The 18,313-nt window shown below is 42.1% G+C and carries 19 protein-coding genes; 17 read left to right on the forward strand and 2 right to left on the reverse strand.

Annotated features, from left to right (window positions below):
- Nucleotides 1–380 precede the first annotated feature (380 nt).
- The gene (locus BW976_RS23445) at nucleotides 381–1,127 is read left to right on the forward strand and encodes a DeoR/GlpR family DNA-binding transcription regulator (RefSeq protein ID WP_076377114.1); all 747 of its coding nucleotides are present in this window, start codon (nucleotides 381–383) and stop codon (nucleotides 1,125–1,127) included.
- Between the two features lie 389 nt (nucleotides 1,128–1,516).
- Here BW976_RS23445 and BW976_RS23450 read toward each other — a convergent pair whose 3' ends face one another.
- Both BW976_RS23450 and BW976_RS23455 read right to left on the reverse strand, forming a co-directional pair.
- Nucleotides 1,517–2,419 (reverse strand): helix-turn-helix domain-containing protein, encoded by a 903-nt coding sequence (locus BW976_RS23450; protein ID WP_076377116.1) that lies wholly within the window; start codon nucleotides 2,417–2,419, stop codon nucleotides 1,517–1,519.
- Nucleotides 2,420–2,581: 162 nt separating this feature from the next.
- Complete coding sequence (locus BW976_RS23455; RefSeq protein ID WP_076377118.1) at nucleotides 2,582–3,394, reverse strand: SDR family oxidoreductase; 813 nt, start codon at nucleotides 3,392–3,394, stop codon at nucleotides 2,582–2,584.
- A gap of 159 nt (nucleotides 3,395–3,553) precedes the next feature.
- On the opposite strand from BW976_RS23455, the gene BW976_RS23460 reads away from it, so the two are divergent.
- From BW976_RS23460 to BW976_RS23535, 16 genes are all read left to right on the forward strand, one after another.
- Nucleotides 3,554–4,084: a peroxiredoxin gene (locus BW976_RS23460; protein ID WP_245834775.1), complete on the forward strand. Its 531-nt coding sequence runs from the start codon at nucleotides 3,554–3,556 to the stop codon at nucleotides 4,082–4,084.
- Between the two features lie 6 nt (nucleotides 4,085–4,090).
- The gene (locus tag BW976_RS23465; protein WP_076377120.1) at nucleotides 4,091–4,426 is read left to right on the forward strand and encodes a DUF1475 family protein; all 336 of its coding nucleotides are present in this window, start codon (nucleotides 4,091–4,093) and stop codon (nucleotides 4,424–4,426) included.
- Complete coding sequence (locus tag BW976_RS23470; RefSeq protein ID WP_076377122.1) at nucleotides 4,419–5,222, forward strand: DUF1295 domain-containing protein; 804 nt, start codon at nucleotides 4,419–4,421, stop codon at nucleotides 5,220–5,222. The genes BW976_RS23465 and BW976_RS23470 overlap by 8 nt, the downstream gene beginning before the upstream one ends.
- 445 nt (nucleotides 5,223–5,667) lie before the next feature.
- The gene (locus BW976_RS23475) at nucleotides 5,668–6,702 is read left to right on the forward strand and encodes an SAM-dependent methyltransferase (RefSeq protein ID WP_076377124.1); all 1,035 of its coding nucleotides are present in this window, start codon (nucleotides 5,668–5,670) and stop codon (nucleotides 6,700–6,702) included.
- Nucleotides 6,699–7,841, forward strand: coding sequence for an alpha/beta hydrolase (locus tag BW976_RS23480; protein WP_076377126.1), 1,143 nt, complete (start codon nucleotides 6,699–6,701; stop codon nucleotides 7,839–7,841). Before BW976_RS23475 ends, BW976_RS23480 begins: the two co-directional genes overlap by 4 nt.
- A gap of 1 nt (nucleotide 7,842) precedes the next feature.
- Nucleotides 7,843–9,141 (forward strand): NAD(P)/FAD-dependent oxidoreductase, encoded by a 1,299-nt coding sequence (locus BW976_RS23485; RefSeq protein WP_076377128.1) that lies wholly within the window; start codon nucleotides 7,843–7,845, stop codon nucleotides 9,139–9,141.
- 3 nt (nucleotides 9,142–9,144) lie between these two features.
- Nucleotides 9,145–9,969, forward strand: coding sequence for a DUF1365 domain-containing protein (locus tag BW976_RS23490; protein ID WP_076377130.1), 825 nt, complete (start codon nucleotides 9,145–9,147; stop codon nucleotides 9,967–9,969).
- 67 nt (nucleotides 9,970–10,036) lie between these two features.
- Entirely contained in the window at nucleotides 10,037–11,275 is a 1,239-nt protein-coding gene (locus BW976_RS23495; protein ID WP_076377132.1) for an SAM-dependent methyltransferase, read from the forward strand.
- A gap of 208 nt (nucleotides 11,276–11,483) precedes the next feature.
- Nucleotides 11,484–11,669 (forward strand): hypothetical protein, encoded by a 186-nt coding sequence (locus BW976_RS23500; RefSeq protein WP_076377134.1) that lies wholly within the window; start codon nucleotides 11,484–11,486, stop codon nucleotides 11,667–11,669.
- Nucleotides 11,670–11,878: 209 nt separating this feature from the next.
- Nucleotides 11,879–12,424 carry a GNAT family N-acetyltransferase gene (locus BW976_RS23505; RefSeq protein WP_076377136.1) on the forward strand — a complete coding sequence of 182 codons (546 nt, stop codon included), beginning with the start codon at nucleotides 11,879–11,881 and terminating at the stop codon, nucleotides 12,422–12,424.
- 6 nt (nucleotides 12,425–12,430) lie between these two features.
- Nucleotides 12,431–13,609 carry a M20 family metallo-hydrolase gene (locus BW976_RS23510; protein ID WP_317042960.1) on the forward strand — a complete coding sequence of 393 codons (1,179 nt, stop codon included), beginning with the start codon at nucleotides 12,431–12,433 and terminating at the stop codon, nucleotides 13,607–13,609.
- A complete protein-coding gene (locus BW976_RS23515; protein ID WP_076377138.1) occupies nucleotides 13,584–14,924 on the forward strand; it encodes a sigma-54-dependent transcriptional regulator in 1,341 nt (446 codons plus the stop codon). Before BW976_RS23510 ends, BW976_RS23515 begins: the two co-directional genes overlap by 26 nt.
- Nucleotides 14,925–15,152: 228 nt before the next feature.
- On the forward strand, nucleotides 15,153–16,559 hold the full coding sequence (locus BW976_RS23520) for an outer membrane beta-barrel protein (RefSeq protein ID WP_076377140.1): 1,407 nt from the start codon (nucleotides 15,153–15,155) through the stop codon (nucleotides 16,557–16,559).
- Nucleotides 16,560–16,714: 155 nt separating this feature from the next.
- A complete protein-coding gene (locus BW976_RS23525; RefSeq protein WP_076377142.1) occupies nucleotides 16,715–17,287 on the forward strand; it encodes a hypothetical protein in 573 nt (190 codons plus the stop codon).
- Nucleotides 17,288–17,565: 278 nt separating this feature from the next.
- Nucleotides 17,566–17,853: an RNA recognition motif domain-containing protein gene (locus BW976_RS23530; protein ID WP_076377144.1), complete on the forward strand. Its 288-nt coding sequence runs from the start codon at nucleotides 17,566–17,568 to the stop codon at nucleotides 17,851–17,853.
- Between the two features lie 37 nt (nucleotides 17,854–17,890).
- Nucleotides 17,891–18,181, forward strand: a complete 291-nt coding sequence (locus BW976_RS23535) for a hypothetical protein (RefSeq protein WP_076377146.1) — start codon at nucleotides 17,891–17,893, stop codon at nucleotides 18,179–18,181.
- Nucleotides 18,182–18,313 lie beyond the last annotated feature (132 nt).

Below are 18,313 nucleotides of genomic sequence, written 5' to 3' on the forward strand. Positions count from 1 at the left end.
GTGCGCTATTTATCTGATTTTATTTTATAATTTGCAAATAACCGCATGTTTATATGCGGCTATTGCAGACGACTCACCCGATCTATCTCCGCCAGCTGGCGGATGGATTACCCTCTCTTCCGCTTCGCGGCAAAGAGGGTAATTGAAAGATTATAAAAGAAATTTTGTCATTCTGAGCGTAGCGAAGAATCTGTTGTGCACCACACTATCGTCGAATAGATCCTTGGCTGCGCTCAGGATGACAAGTGAAAGCCCCTCTTTCCACCGAAGCTGAAGAGAGGGGCGGCAAGCGAAGCGATGCCGGGGTGAGTGAGTCGACTGGATATATAACCCTATAAATACACCAGATTCAGGATTGTTACAAAAAACTACATTTGTATATGCTTAAAAAGGAACGCCACGCATTTATCATCAAACAAATAAACCTGCATAACAAAGTATTGTCGGCCGATCTGGCTACGGCACTAAATGTATCTGAAGACACCATACGCCGCGATCTCATGGAGCTGGACGACTCCCGTCAGATTGTGAAAGTGCACGGCGGCGCCCTGTCCAAGTCATTCCACTATCCCTTTCAGCATACCGATATCTATGCGGTTGATGCTAAAAAGGTTATTGCCCGAAAAGCTATCGGCTTGATAAAAAGTGGTATGATGGTGTTAACCGGAGGCGGTACTACCGTGTTGGAAATGGTGCAGGCCCTGCCCCAAAACCTGGCGGTTACCATATTTACCATTAGTCCGCTGGTGGCGCTGCAGCTGGCCGATCATCCTTTGGTTACAGTGATATTAATAGGCGGAGAGTTCTCCAAAGATTCGCAGGTTTGTGTAGGCTCGCAGGTAGTGAATTATCTGCATGAAATTAAGTTTGATATTTGCTTTTTAGGCACCAATGGTATTTCGATAGCCGATGGCGTAACCGATTCCGACCTGAACATTGTCCATCTTAAAAAAGCGATGATCCATGCCTCCAATCGCCTGGTGGTCATGTGTATTTCTGAGAAACTAAATTCGGTACAACGGATGAACGTTTGCCCCCTGGCCAAGGTTGATTACCTGATCACCGATCTTGATCCGGATAGCCCGGCGCTTGATGATTATAGGGAAAAGGGGATACAGCTTTATTGAGCATCAGCCTTGCAGTCGCTCGGCTCCAGGCCGACAGGTGTTTGAACTATAAATTTCTGTAAAAGCTGTCATTTCGATGAGCAGAGGCTGAGGGTTGTGATGGAGGGGCGAAGAGAAATCTTATGCAATTTGCTTATCCCGGCGTATAAGATTTCTCCTCGTACCTCGTCGAAATGACAACTTTTCTTCTTCCCAGTACTTGTGGGCTGGAGTCAGGTGATGGCAGGGAAATTCCACATTTACACGGTTTACATGTAAACCGTGTTTTTAGAGCGTAAATACATTTAATATATTGATTATGAGTTAATTAATTGTGTGTAAGTCATGAAAAGTGTAAACCCATGTAAACCCACTTTTTTAATAAATTGGCTCACCCCGCCTGTTCAACCTCAATTCATCAACCTGTACTCACTCGGCGATTTACCCGTTTTGGTTTTAAAGATCTTGGTAAAGTGCGATGGGTGCTCAAAGCCCAGTCCATAAGCAATTTCACTGATCGATTTATTGGTACCCCACAGCAGTGATTTTGCATGATCAATCAGTTCCAGGTGAATATGCTCCTGTGTGGTTTTACCTGTGAATTTACCCAGCAGATCTGACAGATAGTTGGGCGACAGGTTGAGCCTGGATGCAAAATAATTTACACTGGGTAAGCCGGTTTCTATGAGATTGTTTTGTGAAAAATAGTCCTTTAATAATTTTTCAAACTGCTGTACCACATCCGAATTAATTTTGGCCCGGGTATAAAACTGCCGGTCATAAAAGCGGTTGCAGTAATTTAACAGCAGCTCAATATTGCTAACAATGAGACCCTGCGAGTGCTTGTCGATATTTTGGGCGTATTCTTTTTCGATCTTGGCTATGCAATCTTTAATGACCAGTTTTTCTTCCTCCGAAATATGGAGCGCCTCGTTTATCTCGTAATTAAAAAAGGTATACTGGTGTATCTTTCGGCCCAGATCGGTACCATGGATCAGGTCGGGATGGATGAAAAGGGCCCAACCTTCTTCTACAAAAACATCCGGACCGGGGGCAATCACCTGACCAGGGGCTGTAAACATCAGGGAACCCTCATTAAAATCATAATAGCCCTTCCCGTATTTTAATACACCCTCGAACTTTTTGCAGGATATGGTATAAAAGCCAAACCGGTAAAATGCATCCACCCGGGGCCGTCTGGCATAAAAGTCGGCATGATCAATAACACTCACCAGGGGGTGCCTTGGTGGAGTGTAATGTACCATCCGGTGCAGATCGCTGATGGATTCCAGTTCAATATATTTATTGGCCATGTTTTTATTGATCAAATAAAGTTACTATAAAAAAAGGAAGGCTGCGCGGGTTAGGAGTAAGGATTTTTGGAACAAGGACTTTTCTTTTTCCTTAGTCCTTGCTCCTTATATATCCTTGTTCCTTGCTCCCCAAATCCTTGCTCCAAAAATCTTTGCTCCCTACTAAATGCCGAGTTGGCCTACTATCATTTTTTTGAAATCCACATCATCCATCTGGTGTCTTGCCTCCAATATTGGTTCGGCATCATGACCTACGGGATAACGCAGTTTTTCGGTACCATCGGTAGCCGCCTCATAAATGGCTTCGGCTACTTCGTTAAGGTTTTCAGACATCGGCCAGTGTTCTATCGATTGGAGAAATTTATCAAACGGAACCTTATAATCACCTGATTCACCAACGCCGTAAACAGCCATCGAACGACCGGCGAACTCGGTTTTATAACCACCAGGTTCAACTATTTTTAACTGGATGCCTAGTGGGTTTAGTTCGTATTGGATAGATTCTGTTAAACCCTCCAGCGCAAACTTAGTGGCATGGTAAAGGGATGAGAACGGGAAAGTAACCTTACCGCCTATAGAAGAAACGTTGATGATAACGCCTGATTTTTGTTCGCGCATCAGGGGTAATAAAGCTTTGGTCACATCAATCAATCCAAATAAATTAACATCGAACTGTTTTTTAATCTCTGCATCGCTAGCGGCTTCCAATGCGCCAAATGCACCATAACCCGCATTGTTCACCAATACGTCAATCTGGCCAAATTTTTCAATACCGGCTTTCACCGCGTTTTGTATGCTGGCTTTATCAGTCACATCTAATTTGGTTAACAAAACCTGGTCGAGTGCCGATAATTCTGTTTCTTTTTCTGGCGAACGCATGGTAGCTATCACGTTCCAGTTGTTTTTATGAAATAATTTAACGGCCTCTTTTCCAAATCCTGATGAAGCGCCGGTGATTAATACTGTCTTTTTCATTGCTTTTATATTTAATTGCTGAAACAAAGGTGCGCCGAATAGCGCTGGTTGATTTATACTTTTCTACTGATCACTTATACTTTTGGGGAATGAGGGATGGAATGGTGGTCTGTGATTGAAATTAAAAACCCATCGCTGTTTATTCCCGTATATACAGCTATGAGTAAAACCACCATAAAAGGTATAGGGCTGATGCTGATCGCTTTTTGCCTGTTCAGCTTTACGGCGAAAGCGCAAAAGCATATCGAAGCCGGCGAAAAAGCCCCCGATTTTTCCTTGTATGACCAAAATGGCAAGCTGTTTAAAATGGCCGACGAGGTTGGTAAACACACGCTGGTTATTTATTTTTACCCTAAAGACGAAAGCATGGTTTGTACCAAAGAAGCCTGCGCTTTCCGCGATAGCTTTAATGATTTTACCAAAGCCGGGGCTAAAGTGATTGGTATCAACGGCGGGACAGTGGCCAGCCATAAAGGTTTTGTAGATCATTACAAATTACCTTTCACCTTACTGAGCGATCCGGACAATAAGGTTTACAATTTATTTGGGGTGAAAAAGAAATTCTTCATGTCGGGCAGGGAAACTTTTATTGTTGATTTGAAAGGCAACGTGGTGTATACGCACGCGGCTATGCTGGAAGGTAAAGAACACGCCGATGATGCGATGAAGTTTATCAAATCATCAAAATAACAGCCTATGATAACCACCTTAAAAATAATCTTTAGTATCCTGTTTGTATGGATGAGCTATGTGGTGATCAGTACCAGCATGGAAAGTAATTTACTTAAGGAATGGGATTTCCTGGGATCGATACCCTGGATGCGGGCCACGCTTTGGGATTTTTATGCTAATGTTTTGGTCATTTATCTGTGGGTTTGCTATAAAGAGAAGGGCGTTTTGCTTAAAATTGTATGGCTCGTGCTATTGGTGATGCTGGGTAGTATTGCCACTATAGCGTTTGTGCTCATCCAACTATTCCACCTAAAAGAAAACGAAGGGCTGAAAGAACTCTTTACCGCAAGAAATGAATAGCCAACCTGTACTTTGCCTTATCGTGTATTGCCTGCTGGCCTGTTGCGGCATCATGCTGCTGGTATGGTTTTGGGCACGCAAAATAAAAAATGCCGGAGTGGTGGATATTTTTTGGTCGTACAATTTCCCGGTTATCGGTGTGATACTATGGTTGCTGGCTCCGGGTTTTCCCACGCGCAGGCATCTCATCTGTGCTATGGTGATACTTGCCGGTTTACGTTTAGGCACACACCTGGCCATCCGCATATTGAAACATATTAACGAGGAAGAAGGCCGTTATCAACAATTGCGAAAAGAGTGGGCGCCCAACCCCGATCGTAAGTTTTTCTTTTTCTTCCAGTTTCAGGCCATCTCCAATGTGCTGCTGGCCATACCCTTTTTTATCAGTGCAATGGATACCAATCCGCAGCTATCCGGATTTGAATATGCGGGTTTTGCCTTATGGTTTATCAGCATAACCGGCGAAACCATTGCCGACAGGCAGCTGGCCGCATTCAAACGTGATCCGGCCAACAAGGGTAAGGTATGTTCGGTGGGTTTGTGGAACTATTCGCGCCACCCCAATTATTTTTTCGAATGGCTCATGTGGGTATCTTACTTTGTATTTGCGCTGGGCTCACCCTATGGGTATCTGGCTGTGATCAGTCCGGCTATTATATTGTACCTCCTGCTGAAAGTAACCGGTATCCCGGCTACGGAAGAGCAGTCATTACGTTCCAAAGGCGAGGCTTTTAAACAATACCAGTCAAGTACCAGTGTGTTTATCCCCTGGTTTAAACGCCCCCTCACCCCCTGAAGGGGAACTACTTTGTGGTCACAGACATCCCGTAGAAGCATTTGATATCATCAATTTTTTTCGGTATCTTTATATACAACGGCCCGGTTTTCCTTTTATCAGGAAAATCGGGCCGTTGTGTTAAGGAAATAAAAGGCCCAAAAATCATCCATTTGGTATATTGTTATTTGACTATCAGTAATTTAATACTTTTTAAACCTTTCAAAACACGTCAAAAATTTGTTAAAAAGTGTTAAAATCGATGGTTTTGCACCAGTTTTCGAGTGTTTTTCGTCAGTTTTTGTATCGTTTTGGGGCAAAAAAATGTTAAAATAAAACTTTAAAAAGTTTTTTGTACAAAATGTGGGAGGGGATACAATCCAAAAAGTTGTAAAACACGTAATATCCTTTAAAACAAGGCTTACATCGTATCGCGTAAAAATCGTTATACGTATATCCTAAACTTATGTGGTACGATAAACTAATAGAACAAAACAAGGTTCCTGATTTTTTACTGAGGCAGGGTATCCGCAAACTTTTAAAACAACGTTTGGCCGATGAAAACAAAGGCGGCGTAGAGCAGCAACAGGCCCACTTGATGGAGCTGATCGCCCAGTTAAAGGCCTCGGCCATAGCGGTAAATACGGTCGATGCCAACCAACAGCACTATGAAGTACCAACGGAGTTTTACCAATATTGCCTGGGTAAAAACCTGAAATATTCATCCGGCTACTGGAAACCAGGCGTAACCGATATTGATACCTCCGAAACCGACATGCTGGAACTAACCTGCCAGCGTGCCGAACTGGAAAACAGGCAGCAGGTATTGGAATTGGGTTGCGGCTGGGGCTCGTTATCGCTGTATATGGCCGCAAAATATCCGGGCAGTACTTTCAAGGTGGTATCCAACTCGCGTACGCAAAAAATACATATAGATGAGCAGGCCAAACAGCGGGGTATCAAAAACCTTACGGTAATCACTGCCGATATCAACGCTTTTACCATTGATGATAAATTTGACCGTGTGGTATCGGTAGAGATGTTTGAGCATATGCGTAATTACCAGCTGTTAATGGCTAAAGTGGCTTCGTTCTTAAAACCCGATGGTAAACTATGGATCCATATTTTTACTCATAAGGAATATGCTTACCTTTTTGAGGTAATTGACGAAACTGACTGGATGAGCAAATACTTTTTTACGGGTGGCATCATGCCTTCGGACGATCTAATGTCGTATTTTAATGATGATCTGGTGGTTGAAAAACACTGGCACGTAAACGGCACACACTATGGCAAAACTGCCGAAGCCTGGCTGGTAAATATGGATGCGCATAAAAAAGAGATCATGCCTTTGTTTGAGCAAACCTACGGCAAAAGCGAGGCCGTTAAATGGTGGGTTTACTGGCGTATTTTTTATATGGCCTGCGCCGAACTATGGAATTTTAACCAGGGTAACGAATGGTTGGTGAGCCATTATCTTTTTCATAAAACACAAAAATGATCAGGCTGATACCACTACTTATATTATTTCTGCTTTCTCTACTAACGGTATTCAAGGCCCCTGCTTACTACCTGTGGCTCGCTGCCATTGTAATGACCGAATACCCGGTTATATTTATTGGCCTGACAACTATAATCACTGTTTCGGGGGTATGGGTAAGCTCATACCGGACTGCGGGTACTGCGCTGGGTATTGTAACGTTACTGCTGTTTCTTTCGCCGATGGTAAGGGCTTGTATCATTGCAGGAAATTTACAGCAGGATATAGCTGAGGCTTTCAGCAGCATGCAATGCGGTAATTCACCAACTGTTTTCCGTGCCAATCAACAACCATTCAGTTTAATGAAATTGTTGAAAGGTACACCAGCTTTAGCTTATAAAACTTATCCGTACGTAAGCTATCCGGATACCACATTGAATCTGGATTTTTACCAATCACGGGTGTTAGGTAAACGGCCTTGTGTTATTGTGATACACGGTGGCTCCTGGAGTAGTGGGGATAGCCAGCAATTACCGGAACTGAACAGTGTTCTGGCGGAGCAGGGATATCATGTGGCAGCCATCAACTATCGGCTTGCCCCCAAATATCAAACACCGGCACCTGTCGAGGATATCGAAAACTGCCTTAAATATTTACGTCATCATGCCGATGAGTTATATATCGATACCAACAAATTCGTGCTGCTGGGCCGGTCGGCGGGGGCTCAGATAGCCTTGCTGGCGGCTTATACTTTGCGTGATACCTCCATAAAAGGCGTGATTGATTTTTATGGCCCGGCGGATATGGTTTGGGGATATTCTATCCCATCCAACCCGCTGATTATGGATTCGCGCAAGGTGATGGAAAATTACATCGGGGGCCCTTATAAGCAAATACCTGCCAAATATGTGACTTGCTCACCTTTGGAGTTTGTAAGCAGGCAATCGCCGCCAACACTTATTATTCATGGTGCAAATGATGTGCTGGTAGCCTATGAGCATAGCCGCAGACTAAACCAAAAGCTACAGCAAAACGGCATCAAACATTATTGGTTAAAACTGCCCTGGGCCACACACGGTTTTGATTACCATTTGAATGGCCCGGGTGGGCAGCTATCCACCTATGCTGTTGAAATTTTTTTAAATACTATAACTCAATAATATGCACAAAACGGCCATCATTGGTACCGGTATTGCCGGGATGGGATGCGGACATTTTTTACAAAAAGAAACCGATCTTACCTTCTACGAACAGAATGACTACATCGGCGGGCATACCAATACCGTTACTGTTGATGAAGATGGCGAACCTGTATATATTGATACCGGTTTTATGGTATTTAACTATAAAACCTATCCCAATCTGTGCCGCCTTTTTGAGGAGATAGGTGCCCCGGTTAAAAAGACCGATATGTCATTCAGCGTACAGTATGTACCTACCGGTCTGGAATACAGCGGGTCCAGTGTTAACCACTTATTCGCGCAGCGCAAAAACATATTTAATCCGCGCTATATCAAAATGCTGATGCAAATTGGCAGGTTCAATAAAGAGAGCGTTCAAATACTGGATGATCCCAAATATGCCGATTACTCTATTGGCAGGTACATCAAGGAGTTTGGTTATAGCGATGATATGCTATGGAAATACCTGGTACCGATGAGTTCGGCGGTATGGTCGACGCCGATGGAACAAATGCTTGATTTCCCTGCGGTAACCCTCATTCGTTTTTTTCTGAATCACGGTTTTTTAGGCCTGGATACGCAGCATCAATGGTATACACCGGTAGATGGCAGTCAGTCATACCGGGAAGTCCTGATCAGGCCGTTTAAAGATCGGATCCATGTTGGTCGAAAGGCCATCAAGGTATCCCGAAACGCAGATGGTAAAGCTACCGTTCACGCTGCCGATGGTTCACGGGAAGTGTTTGATAGGGTGATCATTGCCAGTCACGGCGATCAGGCCCTAAAAATGCTTGATGAACCAATAGCAAACGAACAAAGGCTGTTATCAAACTTTAAATATCAATACAACAAAGCCACCCTGCATACCGACGAAAGTGTGATGCCCAAAACAAAACTGGCCTGGAGCAGCTGGAATTATCGCATACAAATGCAGCAGGGTAAGCTTTTGCCCAGTACCATTTACTGGATGAACAAATTACAGGGGGTGTCTGAAAAGAAGAATTACTTTGTTTCTGTCAACCCGCATGATAATATCGACGAACAAAAGATCATCAAAGAAATAGATTACGAACACCCGCTGTTTGACGTACCTGCTATCAACGCCCAGGCAGAGTTGCATCAATTAAATGAACAGGGGCCTATCTATTTCTGCGGCAGCTATTTTAAATATGGCTTTCATGAGGATGCTTTTGCCAGCGCGGTAAAGCTGTGTTCTCATTTATTGGGCCGGCCGGTTTATGGCGATATAAACCAACCCGGTACTTCATACGTATATTAAATTATGGCAAGCGGCGCAATTAATTCCTGTTTATATAAGGCAAAAGTGATGCACCACCGAATGGCGCCAAAAGTACACCGCTTCCATTACCATATATTTATGTTTTATCTCGATCTGGATGAGATAGACGAGTTGGGTAAACGATTGAAACTGATGAGTCGCAACCGCTTCAATCTGTTCAATTTCAGGGATAAAGATCACTTGCAACTGCCCCGAGAAAAGCCGGATACCTCCAAAAATACCAGGGAGCATATCAATGATTATTTAAAAACACAGGGCATAGATACGCCTCTGAAACGGATCATGATGTTAACCAATCTGTGTACCTTAGGCTATCAATTTAACCCGGTGTCCTTTTATTTTTGTTTTGATGATAATGACCTGCCTATTTGCTCAGTTGTAGAGGTTTGCAATACCTTTAGGGAAATGAAACCCTATTTTTTAGGTGCCGAAACACAGCAGGCAGGCGGCTTTAAGCTCAATATCGAAAAATACTTCTACGTGTCGCCATTTATTGATATGGACACCAATTTTGATTTCGATCTGCAGGTACCCGGCGAAAAACTACAGGTAAAAATTGATGATTATGACCGTGAGGGTAAGCGCTTTTTTATCAGCACCCTTAGCGGTAACCGCAAACCTTTAACTGATGCTAATTTGCTGCTTTATTTTTTGAGCTTCCCGCTTATTACACTTCAGGTGATTGCATTGATTCATTGGCAGGCGCTCAAATTATGGCTTAAAAAATTGCCGTTTCACCGTAAGGGTGATAATCTGGCGCTTCAAAAAGAAGTGTATAGGCCTTATCCATCAAAATATGTATCCTGATCAAAAACTGTTTGTGGCGTATAATCCGTATATCCTGTAAACGTAACACTATAGCATATACTTACTAATGGATAATACACTTGCCATTGCCGGACGTACCGGTATTTACCAGGACATTGTTTTAAAGCTTTTGTACAAGATGGATAAAGGAACCCTTTATCTGACTTTGCCATGCGGAGAGATACTAACGATGGGCACGGGCGAGGGTAATATTACAGCAAGCATAACCATAAACGACGAATCGTTCTACAAACGGATTATCCTGTATGGCGATATTGGCTTTGGAGAAGCCTATACAGATGGGCTTTGGGATACCGATAACATAACCAATGTTATTAAATGGGTGTTGCTTAATATTGAAAATGCCCCTGGCGTATCAGGCAGTCGCACAAAAACCATAGCCCTAAATCTGTTTAAATGGTTCAATAAACTATATCATTCCAAAAGGGCCAATACGGTTAGTGGTTCCAGAAAAAACATAGCAGAACATTATGACCTGAACAATGATTTTTTTGCCAGTTTCCTGGATCCTACCATGACCTACTCCAGCGCTTATTTTTATCGCGATGGACTAAGTTTACAGGAGGCACAATTGGCAAAATATGAGCGTTTGTGCCGTCAGCTACATTTAAAACCACATGATCATGTGTTAGAGATAGGTAGTGGTTGGGGTGGTAATGCCATATATATGGCCCAAACATACGGTTGTAGGGTTACTTCTTTAACCATATCCGAAGAACAGCATAAACTGGCGGTTGAACGCGTTGAAGCCGCAGGCTTAAGTGATAGGGTTAAAATTTTATTGCAGGATTACCGGCTGATGGAAGGCCAGTTTGACAAAATAGTATCGGTAGAAATGCTGGAAGCCGTTGGTCATAAATTTTTGGATGGCTATTTCAAAAAATGTCATGAACTGCTCAAAAAAAGCGGGATACTGGCCATACAGGTAATTACCTCACCCGATTCCAGGTACGATAGTCTGCGTAAAGGTGTCGATTGGATACAAAAACATATTTTCCCGGGTTCATTGCTGCCATCTGTGGCTGCTATAAACAGCGCTGTTAACCGTACCGGCGATATGACGCTGATAGATATTAAAGACCTGGGTATAGATTATGCCAAAACTTTAAGGCTATGGCACGATCAGTTTAATAATAACCTTTCAAAAATTAAAACGCTGGGCTTTGATGATGCCTTTATCCGCAAATGGAATTATTATTTCTGCTACTGTGAAGCTGCCTTTACCATGCGTAATATCAACGTAATGCACTTGGTTTATTCGCGGCCTAATAATATCAACTATTAGAATACTCCAGCATAACATCCTATAAAAAATCTTAAACTATTTCCTATCATTTTGATAATCTGATTATTTCAAAATGATAGGATAGCTTTTTCCTGTTTTTATATATTCTCCTATTTTATTGGTTTAAGGCTTGTTTAGGGCCAATTGAATAATAACATGTGTTTTACGGCATGTTATTAGTTTAAGTGTCCTGATTTAATATTATATCATGGCATCAATTTATATCGTACTTAAAATAGTGGCTTTATTAACGGTTATTATTATCCCGTTAGCCGGCCCCAAAAGAAGAAAAAAATCAGCAAATATGACCGAAGTAGGCAAATTTGCAGTGAACGAAGAAGGTTACCTTGAACTTTACATTGGCAATTCTGTAGATCTCCATCCTGTACAATAATCTCAAAATTGCTTAAATTGAAAAAAAAGCCTTTCATTTTGATAGGTTTTTTTTATGTCCCGTTCTGTGTCTGAAAAATAAAATCTGTATTTAAATGATCTAAACACATAAATGGTGTGCTAGCCGCGTAATGGGCATTCTTTTGGCAATAGGTTATATACAGTTATAAAAAAAATCCATGCTTGTAACTGAAATAAACTAAAAAATAAATGGAAGATGAACGAATTATTATAAGGTCAGCCATTCCGTCTGACGTGGTTTTTGCCGACCAGATTATCCATGAAATGGAAAGCTCCGCGATAGCACGGGGCTCCGGAATATCCAAAAGATCTGCAGCCGCTATCATAGAAAAAATAGATGAAGGCAAAGCGATAGTTGCCATCACCGAAAACGGCGAATGGGTTGGTTTCTCCTATATAGAAACATGGGACAACGAACAGTTTGTTTCCAATAGCGGTCTTATCGTATCTCCTAAACACCGTAACCAAGGTGTAGCCTCCCAAATCAAAACACAAATATTTGAACTATCCCGAACCAAGTACCCATCTGCCAAGGTGTTCAGTATCACCTCGGGGTTAGCCATTATGAAAATGAATAGCCGCCTGGGTTTTGAACCTGTGACCTATAGTGAGGTTGCACAGGAAACCAGATTTTGGGACAGCTGCAAAAGCTGTGTTAATTATGATGTATTGCAAAGTAAAAACAGGTGTAATTGCTTGTGCACCGCCATGTTGTTTGATCCACAGTTAAATTAATTATTTATGGTTATGATAAAAGATTTGAACGAACGGGCAGATGTTTCTCCGTTATGGACAGGCCTGCCTATGAACGCACAGCTTTTTAGCGAGTCGGTAAGTTTGCTGCAACAATTAATTAAAACGCCCTCATTTAGCGGCAATGAAGACGTGGTGGCCGATATGGTACAGCGGTACCTGGCCGGTTATTCCATTAAAGTAAAAAGAAAGGGCAATAACGTTTGGTGCTATAATAAATATTATGATAGTACTAAACCTACTATCCTGCTCAACTCCCATTTAGATACGGTTAAGCCCAATGACGGTTATACCAATGATCCATTTTGTCCCGAAATAACATCCGGAAAATTATATGGACTGGGGAGTAATGATGCAGGGGGCTGCCTGGTGTCACTGATTGCCACCTTTCTGCATTTTTATTGTTACCAGGGGCTGGGTTTTAACCTTTGCCTGGCAGCAACTGCCGAGGAGGAAAACTCTGGTCAAAACGGAATTAAATCAGTTCTACCCTTGCTGGGCAAACTGGAGCTGGCCATAGTGGGCGAGCCCACCTTATTACAAATGGCGGTTGCCGAAAAGGGAAACCTGGTGATTGACTGCATCAGCAATGGCCGTTCAGGTCATGCTGCGAGAGAAGAGGGGGATAACGCTATTCACAAATGTCTGAAAGATCTTGACTGGTTCAGGAATTACCAGTTTCCGCAACAGTTTAGCGGGCTACCACCGGTAAAAATGACCATCACTATCATCAAATCGGGTTTACAGCATAATATTGTTCCTGCTTTATGTGAGTTTACGGTTGATATCCGTAATGATGATACCTACACTCAGCAGGAAATCCTGGATACCATCAAAAAGAATGTGTCATGCCAGATCACGGTACGCCCGGGATCATTGGGAGCATCTTCGGTGCCTATTGACCATCCCATTGTGAAGGCTGGTATAGCCATAGGATGTAAAACTTATAGCTCGCCTACCACTTCAGATCAAGCCTGGTTAACCATTCCCTCAGTAAAAATAGGCCCGGGTGATTCTGCCAGGTCTCATTCTTCCGATGAGTTTATTTATCTCGAAGAGATCAAAAAAGGTATCAACACCTATGTCAGGCTATTAGAAACCCTGCCGCTGATGTTGATCAACAATCCAAACAAGTACAGAAATGAAATCAAACATATTAATAATTGATGACGAGGTGAAGCTCAGTGAATTACTCGCCCGTATACTAAGCCTGGAAGGGTATCAAGTAGTACAGGCGGCTAATGCCAAAGCAGGTATACGCATAGTTGAGCGTGAGGATATTATGGTTGTTTTGAGTGATGTAAAATTGCCAGACGCTAATGGGGTAGACCTGGTAAGTAAGATCAAACAGATCAAACCCTATATAGAGGTGATCAACCTTACTGCCTTTGGTACTATCAGTGATGGAGTTTTAGCCATCAAGAACGGAGCCTTTGATTATCTCACCAAAGGCGATGATAATGATAAGATCATACCCATGGTAAGTAAAGCTATGCAAAAGGCTAACTTACAATATCAGGTGAGTGAGCAGCAGGATCAGGTAGAGGCACAGCACGGGTTCCCTATTGTTCTGGGACGATCGCCCGCTATTTTAGAGGCCGTAGAACTGGCAAGAAAGGTAGCAAGAACGGATGCCACTGTTTTATTGTTGGGAGAAACGGGCACCGGTAAAGAAGTGTTTGCCGAAGCTATACATTATGAGAGTTTAAGAAAGGATAAACCCTTTGTGGCAGTTAACTGCAGTGCCTTTAGTAAAGAATTATTGGAAAGCGAGCTGTTTGGTTATAAAGCCGGTGCATTTACTGGAGCTGTTAAAGATAAAAAAGGCTTATTTGAAGAAGCCAGTAGTGGAACCATTTTTTTAGATGAATTAGGAGAAATGAGTCATGACCTGCAAGCTAAATTATTGCGCGTATTGGAAAATGGTACTTTTATTAAAATTGGCGAAACCAAAACCACCAAAATAAATGTACGCTTGATTGCTGCTACCAACCGCGATCTGCAAAAAGAATCAGAGGAAGGGCATTTTCGCCTTGACCTGTTTTACCGCTTATCTGGGTTTTCTATTGTACTGCCCCCACTGCGCGAACGGATAGGGGATATAGAGGTGTTGGCCCGACATTTTGTAAAAGTTTATTCGGCTAAGGTTAAAAAGAAAATACCAGACGTAGATGCAACCTTTTTGAAACTGTTGAACCAACACAAGTGGAACGGGAATATCAGGGAGTTGAAAAATGTGATAGAGCGAGTGATTATTCTGATGGATGAACCACTGCTTACCCCAAAACTATTGCCCTATGAATTTCATAATGGTGGCTATTATGACCTGGTTGCGCTTGATCTGCATAGTGTAGAAAGACACCACATCAGGCGTATATTAAAATACACCAAGGGCAATAAAACAGAGGCTGCCAGGATACTTGGTATTGGCTTAGCCACGCTCTACCGCAAAATTGAAGAGTATCAAATACTCATGAACTGATCAAAATGAGAAAACCGTCCTAGTAAAATGAGACGGTTTTCTTTTAAGAAGCAACTTTTAAAAAATAGAATTTAAAATAAGTTACTGATAATCAATCGATATGGATCGAGGTTGCCAGTCTGGTATACCTATTGGCTACTAAGCCGCAAATAGTACTAACGTGGTTATGGAAGAGCAATAAAACAAAGCTTTGCCCCACCACAAAAACAAATAATTTCCATATTCAAAATGAAAAAATTTCTATTGTCACTTGTTCTAGGCATAACATTAACTAATGCCTATTCCCAGGATCATGCAATTGCCTTGAAAAAGGATAGTACCATGGTTAAGGATACTGTAAAAACCAAAGCTGCTCCTGCTGAACCATTTGCCTTTGGCGACTTCACCTGGCTTAACGGTAATGACCGCAGGCATAAAGCCCTGTTGGATACCAAATATTTTACCGGTCGTTTCCTGCTTGATTTTAATTATACCGCGTCAAATCATAATCCTATTGATCATACTGTAGTGGGCTCAACCGCATTGGCTCGTGATCATGAATTTGAAATTTCGACGGTTGCCTTCGGTGGTGATTTTCACTACGATAATGTTCGTGCCAGTGTACTTACTCAGTTTGGTACGCGAGCCACGGTAGTGCCTCGTAACGATTTAAGTGTTACCCGGGGGCAGTTTGATCTGGGTACCGCTTATCGTTATTTAAGCGAAGCTAATGCGGGCTATCACTTTAATGTGTTGCACGGTATTAACGTTGATGCGGGTATATTCATGTCATACGTAGGTTTATTCTCTTATTACAATGCCGAAAACTGGGCCTACCAGCCATCATTCACTTCAGATAACACACCCTGGTTTTTTAACGGTATCCGCGTACAGATATTCGTAAGCGATAAGCTGAAAATTGAACCATGGCTGATCAATGGCTGGCAATCATACGGTATGTTCAATAGCCAACCAGGTATAGGTGGTCAGATTTTATGGCGCCCTGTAGAGTGGTTTCAGGCATTAACCAATACTTATTATGGTGCTGATACCCAGGATAAACCCGGTAGAAAACGTTTCCACTCCGATAACAGCATCGAGGTTCGATATTTTAAAAGCCAAGATAAAGGCAGCTTTGTTAACAGCGCCGCATTTTCAATCACCGGTGATATCGGTTTTGAAAAAGGTGACGGTGTAAATGGCTTCCACGCGGACCCGGTTAAAGGGCCGGCTCAATATTTCGCCAGCGGTATGATCTATCACCGTATGGTAATGGCTAAAGGGCATTTGGGCTGGACGATCGGTGGTGGCGTGATCAATAACCCGGGCCGCTACCTGGTGTTATATCCAACGGGCGATGCCAACCCTATACCAGCTATCAACACGGGTGCAGTTGGTTCACATCCGTTTAGCGCTAACCCCGGTGATCAGTTTCATGGTTACGATTATTCAACCACGATTGACCTGATGCCGAATGATTACCTGACCTTTCGCCTGGAGGTTGTACATCGCCACGCCAGTGTGCCTTACTTTGCCGGCCACGGTGGCGTAACTTCTCCTGATGGATATAATACCACCCCGGTGCCAACAGATTTTACACCCGATCTGGTACCATCCGAAACAAGGTTTATAGGGGCGCTATTAGTAAGGTTTTAATTGCTTTAATTAGCCTTTCGATAAAAATATTACAAAACCTGCAATAACTTACGCTCAAGTGTCTGGGTAAGTTTAGCAAGGTTGGAGCCGGGGGGTGCAGCCCGGCTTTTTAAAGAAATACTATTAGTTTATAGTATCATTAAATAACATAAAAAATGAAAACATCAATCAAAGTGCTCATCGCACTGATGGTGATCTGTATACAAGGTGTACGATCACAAGCACAAAGTACAAAAAACGCCACTGGTATATACCTTAACGAACAGGATTACAAATCAGGTAAATTAAGTTATGCCCTAGATAATAACGATAAACTTCAACTGAACGGGTTTTTAAACGGGAAGTATGTAACACTGGCTTACCAGGGCAAAAAAATGAAGCTATCCAAAAGTGAAATATTTGGATACCGTCAAAATAACCAGGACTTCAGGTTTTATGAGAATGTAGCTTATAAGATATTGGATACCGCCGGTTTTATGCTTTACAGTCGCCAGCAATTAGTCCAACAAGGCAAAGGATATGCACCTGTTGAATGCTACTTTTATAGTGTTAGCACTGCAAACCCGGTTTTAAGTTTAACTATAGAAAATATGGATAAAAGCTTTCCGGCCCGTACTGAGTTTCGTTACAGTATTCGAAATCATTTCCGCCGTGATGCTGATCTCATGGCGTTTGATAAAGTTGATCGTCAGTATGAGATCAAATACCTGTATTTTAAACACGCTTAATGCCCAATAAATTGTCCTCTAATTAACTATTAACACGTCCATAATGTAAAAAGCTCGGTACAAAACCGGGCTTTTTAATTTTGAGACTATATTGTAATTTGGTGTTAATGGCTTATTTACAGGTGGTTAACGATATTGTTCGTGCTGTCTGGTTTATAATTGATGTCATCAATAAATCATAATCAGTAATTTTTAAAAATTTCTTAAACTTTTCATAAATCCGGATCGTTATTTATTAACTGCGGGTTAATAAGTGTTTATCATTAAAATCAGGAGTTATGAAAATTTTTGTAGCCAATATTCCATTCTATGTAGGCGGTGTAGGTATCAGGCAATTGTTTGAATTATTTGGTGCCGTTATAGCAGTAAAAATTATAACAGAACCCACAACAGGCAAAAGCAAAGGCTTTGGTTTTGTTGAGATGCAGGATAACCAGCAAGGATTGCATGCAATCAAAGAGCTTGACGGCAGCACCATTGGTGATCGGGACATTGTGGTTAAACTGGCCGATCAGCAACCCGAAGAAATTCATGTACACAAACGCCCACGTATCTCATTAAGATAAACAAGTACGCTTTTACCATTTAATTGGGGGTATTATAATGAACGAAATGATAACAATGGCAGAAATTGCTGCCAGGACGTTAACCGTTAACGTGATCCATTTGCTAAAAAGCGAGATTGGGGAGCAGGGGATAGTGGCTGCTTTGGGTAACCAGGTGTTGATTAGTATCAGTAAAGCTGATTTTGAACAAAAGCTGGGTAATCTCCTGCAAAAGATCTATGGCGCTATTGACCAGCATTTTCCTGTACGCCAGGATCACTTATCGGTTGTTATACGTGATACCGATGCCCGGTATGAAAATGTGTTTAAAATATGGAAATCAGTCTGAGATTCCTTAACTACAATATGGTAGTGGGTTAGGTATGGACATAAAACGTTTCCATACCTTTGAAATTACAGATCAATCCTGCATATCTGCAAGTATGTTGAGCTAATACACTGCAATTTTGTATTCATAAAT

It is taken from the genome of Mucilaginibacter lappiensis, assembly GCF_900155965.1.
In the GTDB taxonomy this organism is placed as follows: domain Bacteria; phylum Bacteroidota; class Bacteroidia; order Sphingobacteriales; family Sphingobacteriaceae; genus Mucilaginibacter; species Mucilaginibacter lappiensis.

What these genes read in the sequence shown, in the direction of transcription:
- BW976_RS23500 (WP_076377134.1), top strand. Translation starts at nt 11,484, where the DNA reads ATGGCATCAATTTATATCGTACTTAAAATAGTGGCTTTATTAACGGTT.
- BW976_RS23490 (WP_076377130.1), top strand. Translation starts at nt 9,145, where the DNA reads ATGGCAAGCGGCGCAATTAATTCCTGTTTATATAAGGCAAAAGTGATG.
- BW976_RS23505 (WP_076377136.1), top strand. Translation starts at nt 11,879, where the DNA reads ATGGAAGATGAACGAATTATTATAAGGTCAGCCATTCCGTCTGACGTG.
- BW976_RS23495 (WP_076377132.1), top strand. Translation starts at nt 10,037, where the DNA reads ATGGATAATACACTTGCCATTGCCGGACGTACCGGTATTTACCAGGAC.
- BW976_RS23535 (WP_076377146.1), top strand. Translation starts at nt 17,891, where the DNA reads ATGAACGAAATGATAACAATGGCAGAAATTGCTGCCAGGACGTTAACC.
- BW976_RS23470 (WP_076377122.1), top strand. Translation starts at nt 4,419, where the DNA reads ATGAATAGCCAACCTGTACTTTGCCTTATCGTGTATTGCCTGCTGGCC.
- BW976_RS23485 (WP_076377128.1), top strand. Translation starts at nt 7,843, where the DNA reads ATGCACAAAACGGCCATCATTGGTACCGGTATTGCCGGGATGGGATGC.
- BW976_RS23510 (WP_317042960.1), top strand. Translation starts at nt 12,431, where the DNA reads ATGGTTATGATAAAAGATTTGAACGAACGGGCAGATGTTTCTCCGTTA.
- BW976_RS23515 (WP_076377138.1), top strand. Translation starts at nt 13,584, where the DNA reads ATGAAATCAAACATATTAATAATTGATGACGAGGTGAAGCTCAGTGAA.
- BW976_RS23525 (WP_076377142.1), top strand. Translation starts at nt 16,715, where the DNA reads ATGAAAACATCAATCAAAGTGCTCATCGCACTGATGGTGATCTGTATA.
- BW976_RS23520 (WP_076377140.1), top strand. Translation starts at nt 15,153, where the DNA reads ATGAAAAAATTTCTATTGTCACTTGTTCTAGGCATAACATTAACTAAT.
- BW976_RS23530 (WP_076377144.1), top strand. Translation starts at nt 17,566, where the DNA reads ATGAAAATTTTTGTAGCCAATATTCCATTCTATGTAGGCGGTGTAGGT.
- BW976_RS23480 (WP_076377126.1), top strand. Translation starts at nt 6,699, where the DNA reads ATGATCAGGCTGATACCACTACTTATATTATTTCTGCTTTCTCTACTA.
- BW976_RS23465 (WP_076377120.1), top strand. Translation starts at nt 4,091, where the DNA reads ATGATAACCACCTTAAAAATAATCTTTAGTATCCTGTTTGTATGGATG.
- BW976_RS23455 (WP_076377118.1), bottom strand. Translation starts at nt 3,394, where the DNA reads ATGAAAAAGACAGTATTAATCACCGGCGCTTCATCAGGATTTGGAAAA.
- BW976_RS23445 (WP_076377114.1), top strand. Translation starts at nt 381, where the DNA reads ATGCTTAAAAAGGAACGCCACGCATTTATCATCAAACAAATAAACCTG.
- BW976_RS23475 (WP_076377124.1), top strand. Translation starts at nt 5,668, where the DNA reads ATGTGGTACGATAAACTAATAGAACAAAACAAGGTTCCTGATTTTTTA.
- BW976_RS23460 (WP_245834775.1), top strand. Translation starts at nt 3,554, where the DNA reads ATGAGTAAAACCACCATAAAAGGTATAGGGCTGATGCTGATCGCTTTT.
- BW976_RS23450 (WP_076377116.1), bottom strand. Translation starts at nt 2,419, where the DNA reads ATGGCCAATAAATATATTGAACTGGAATCCATCAGCGATCTGCACCGG.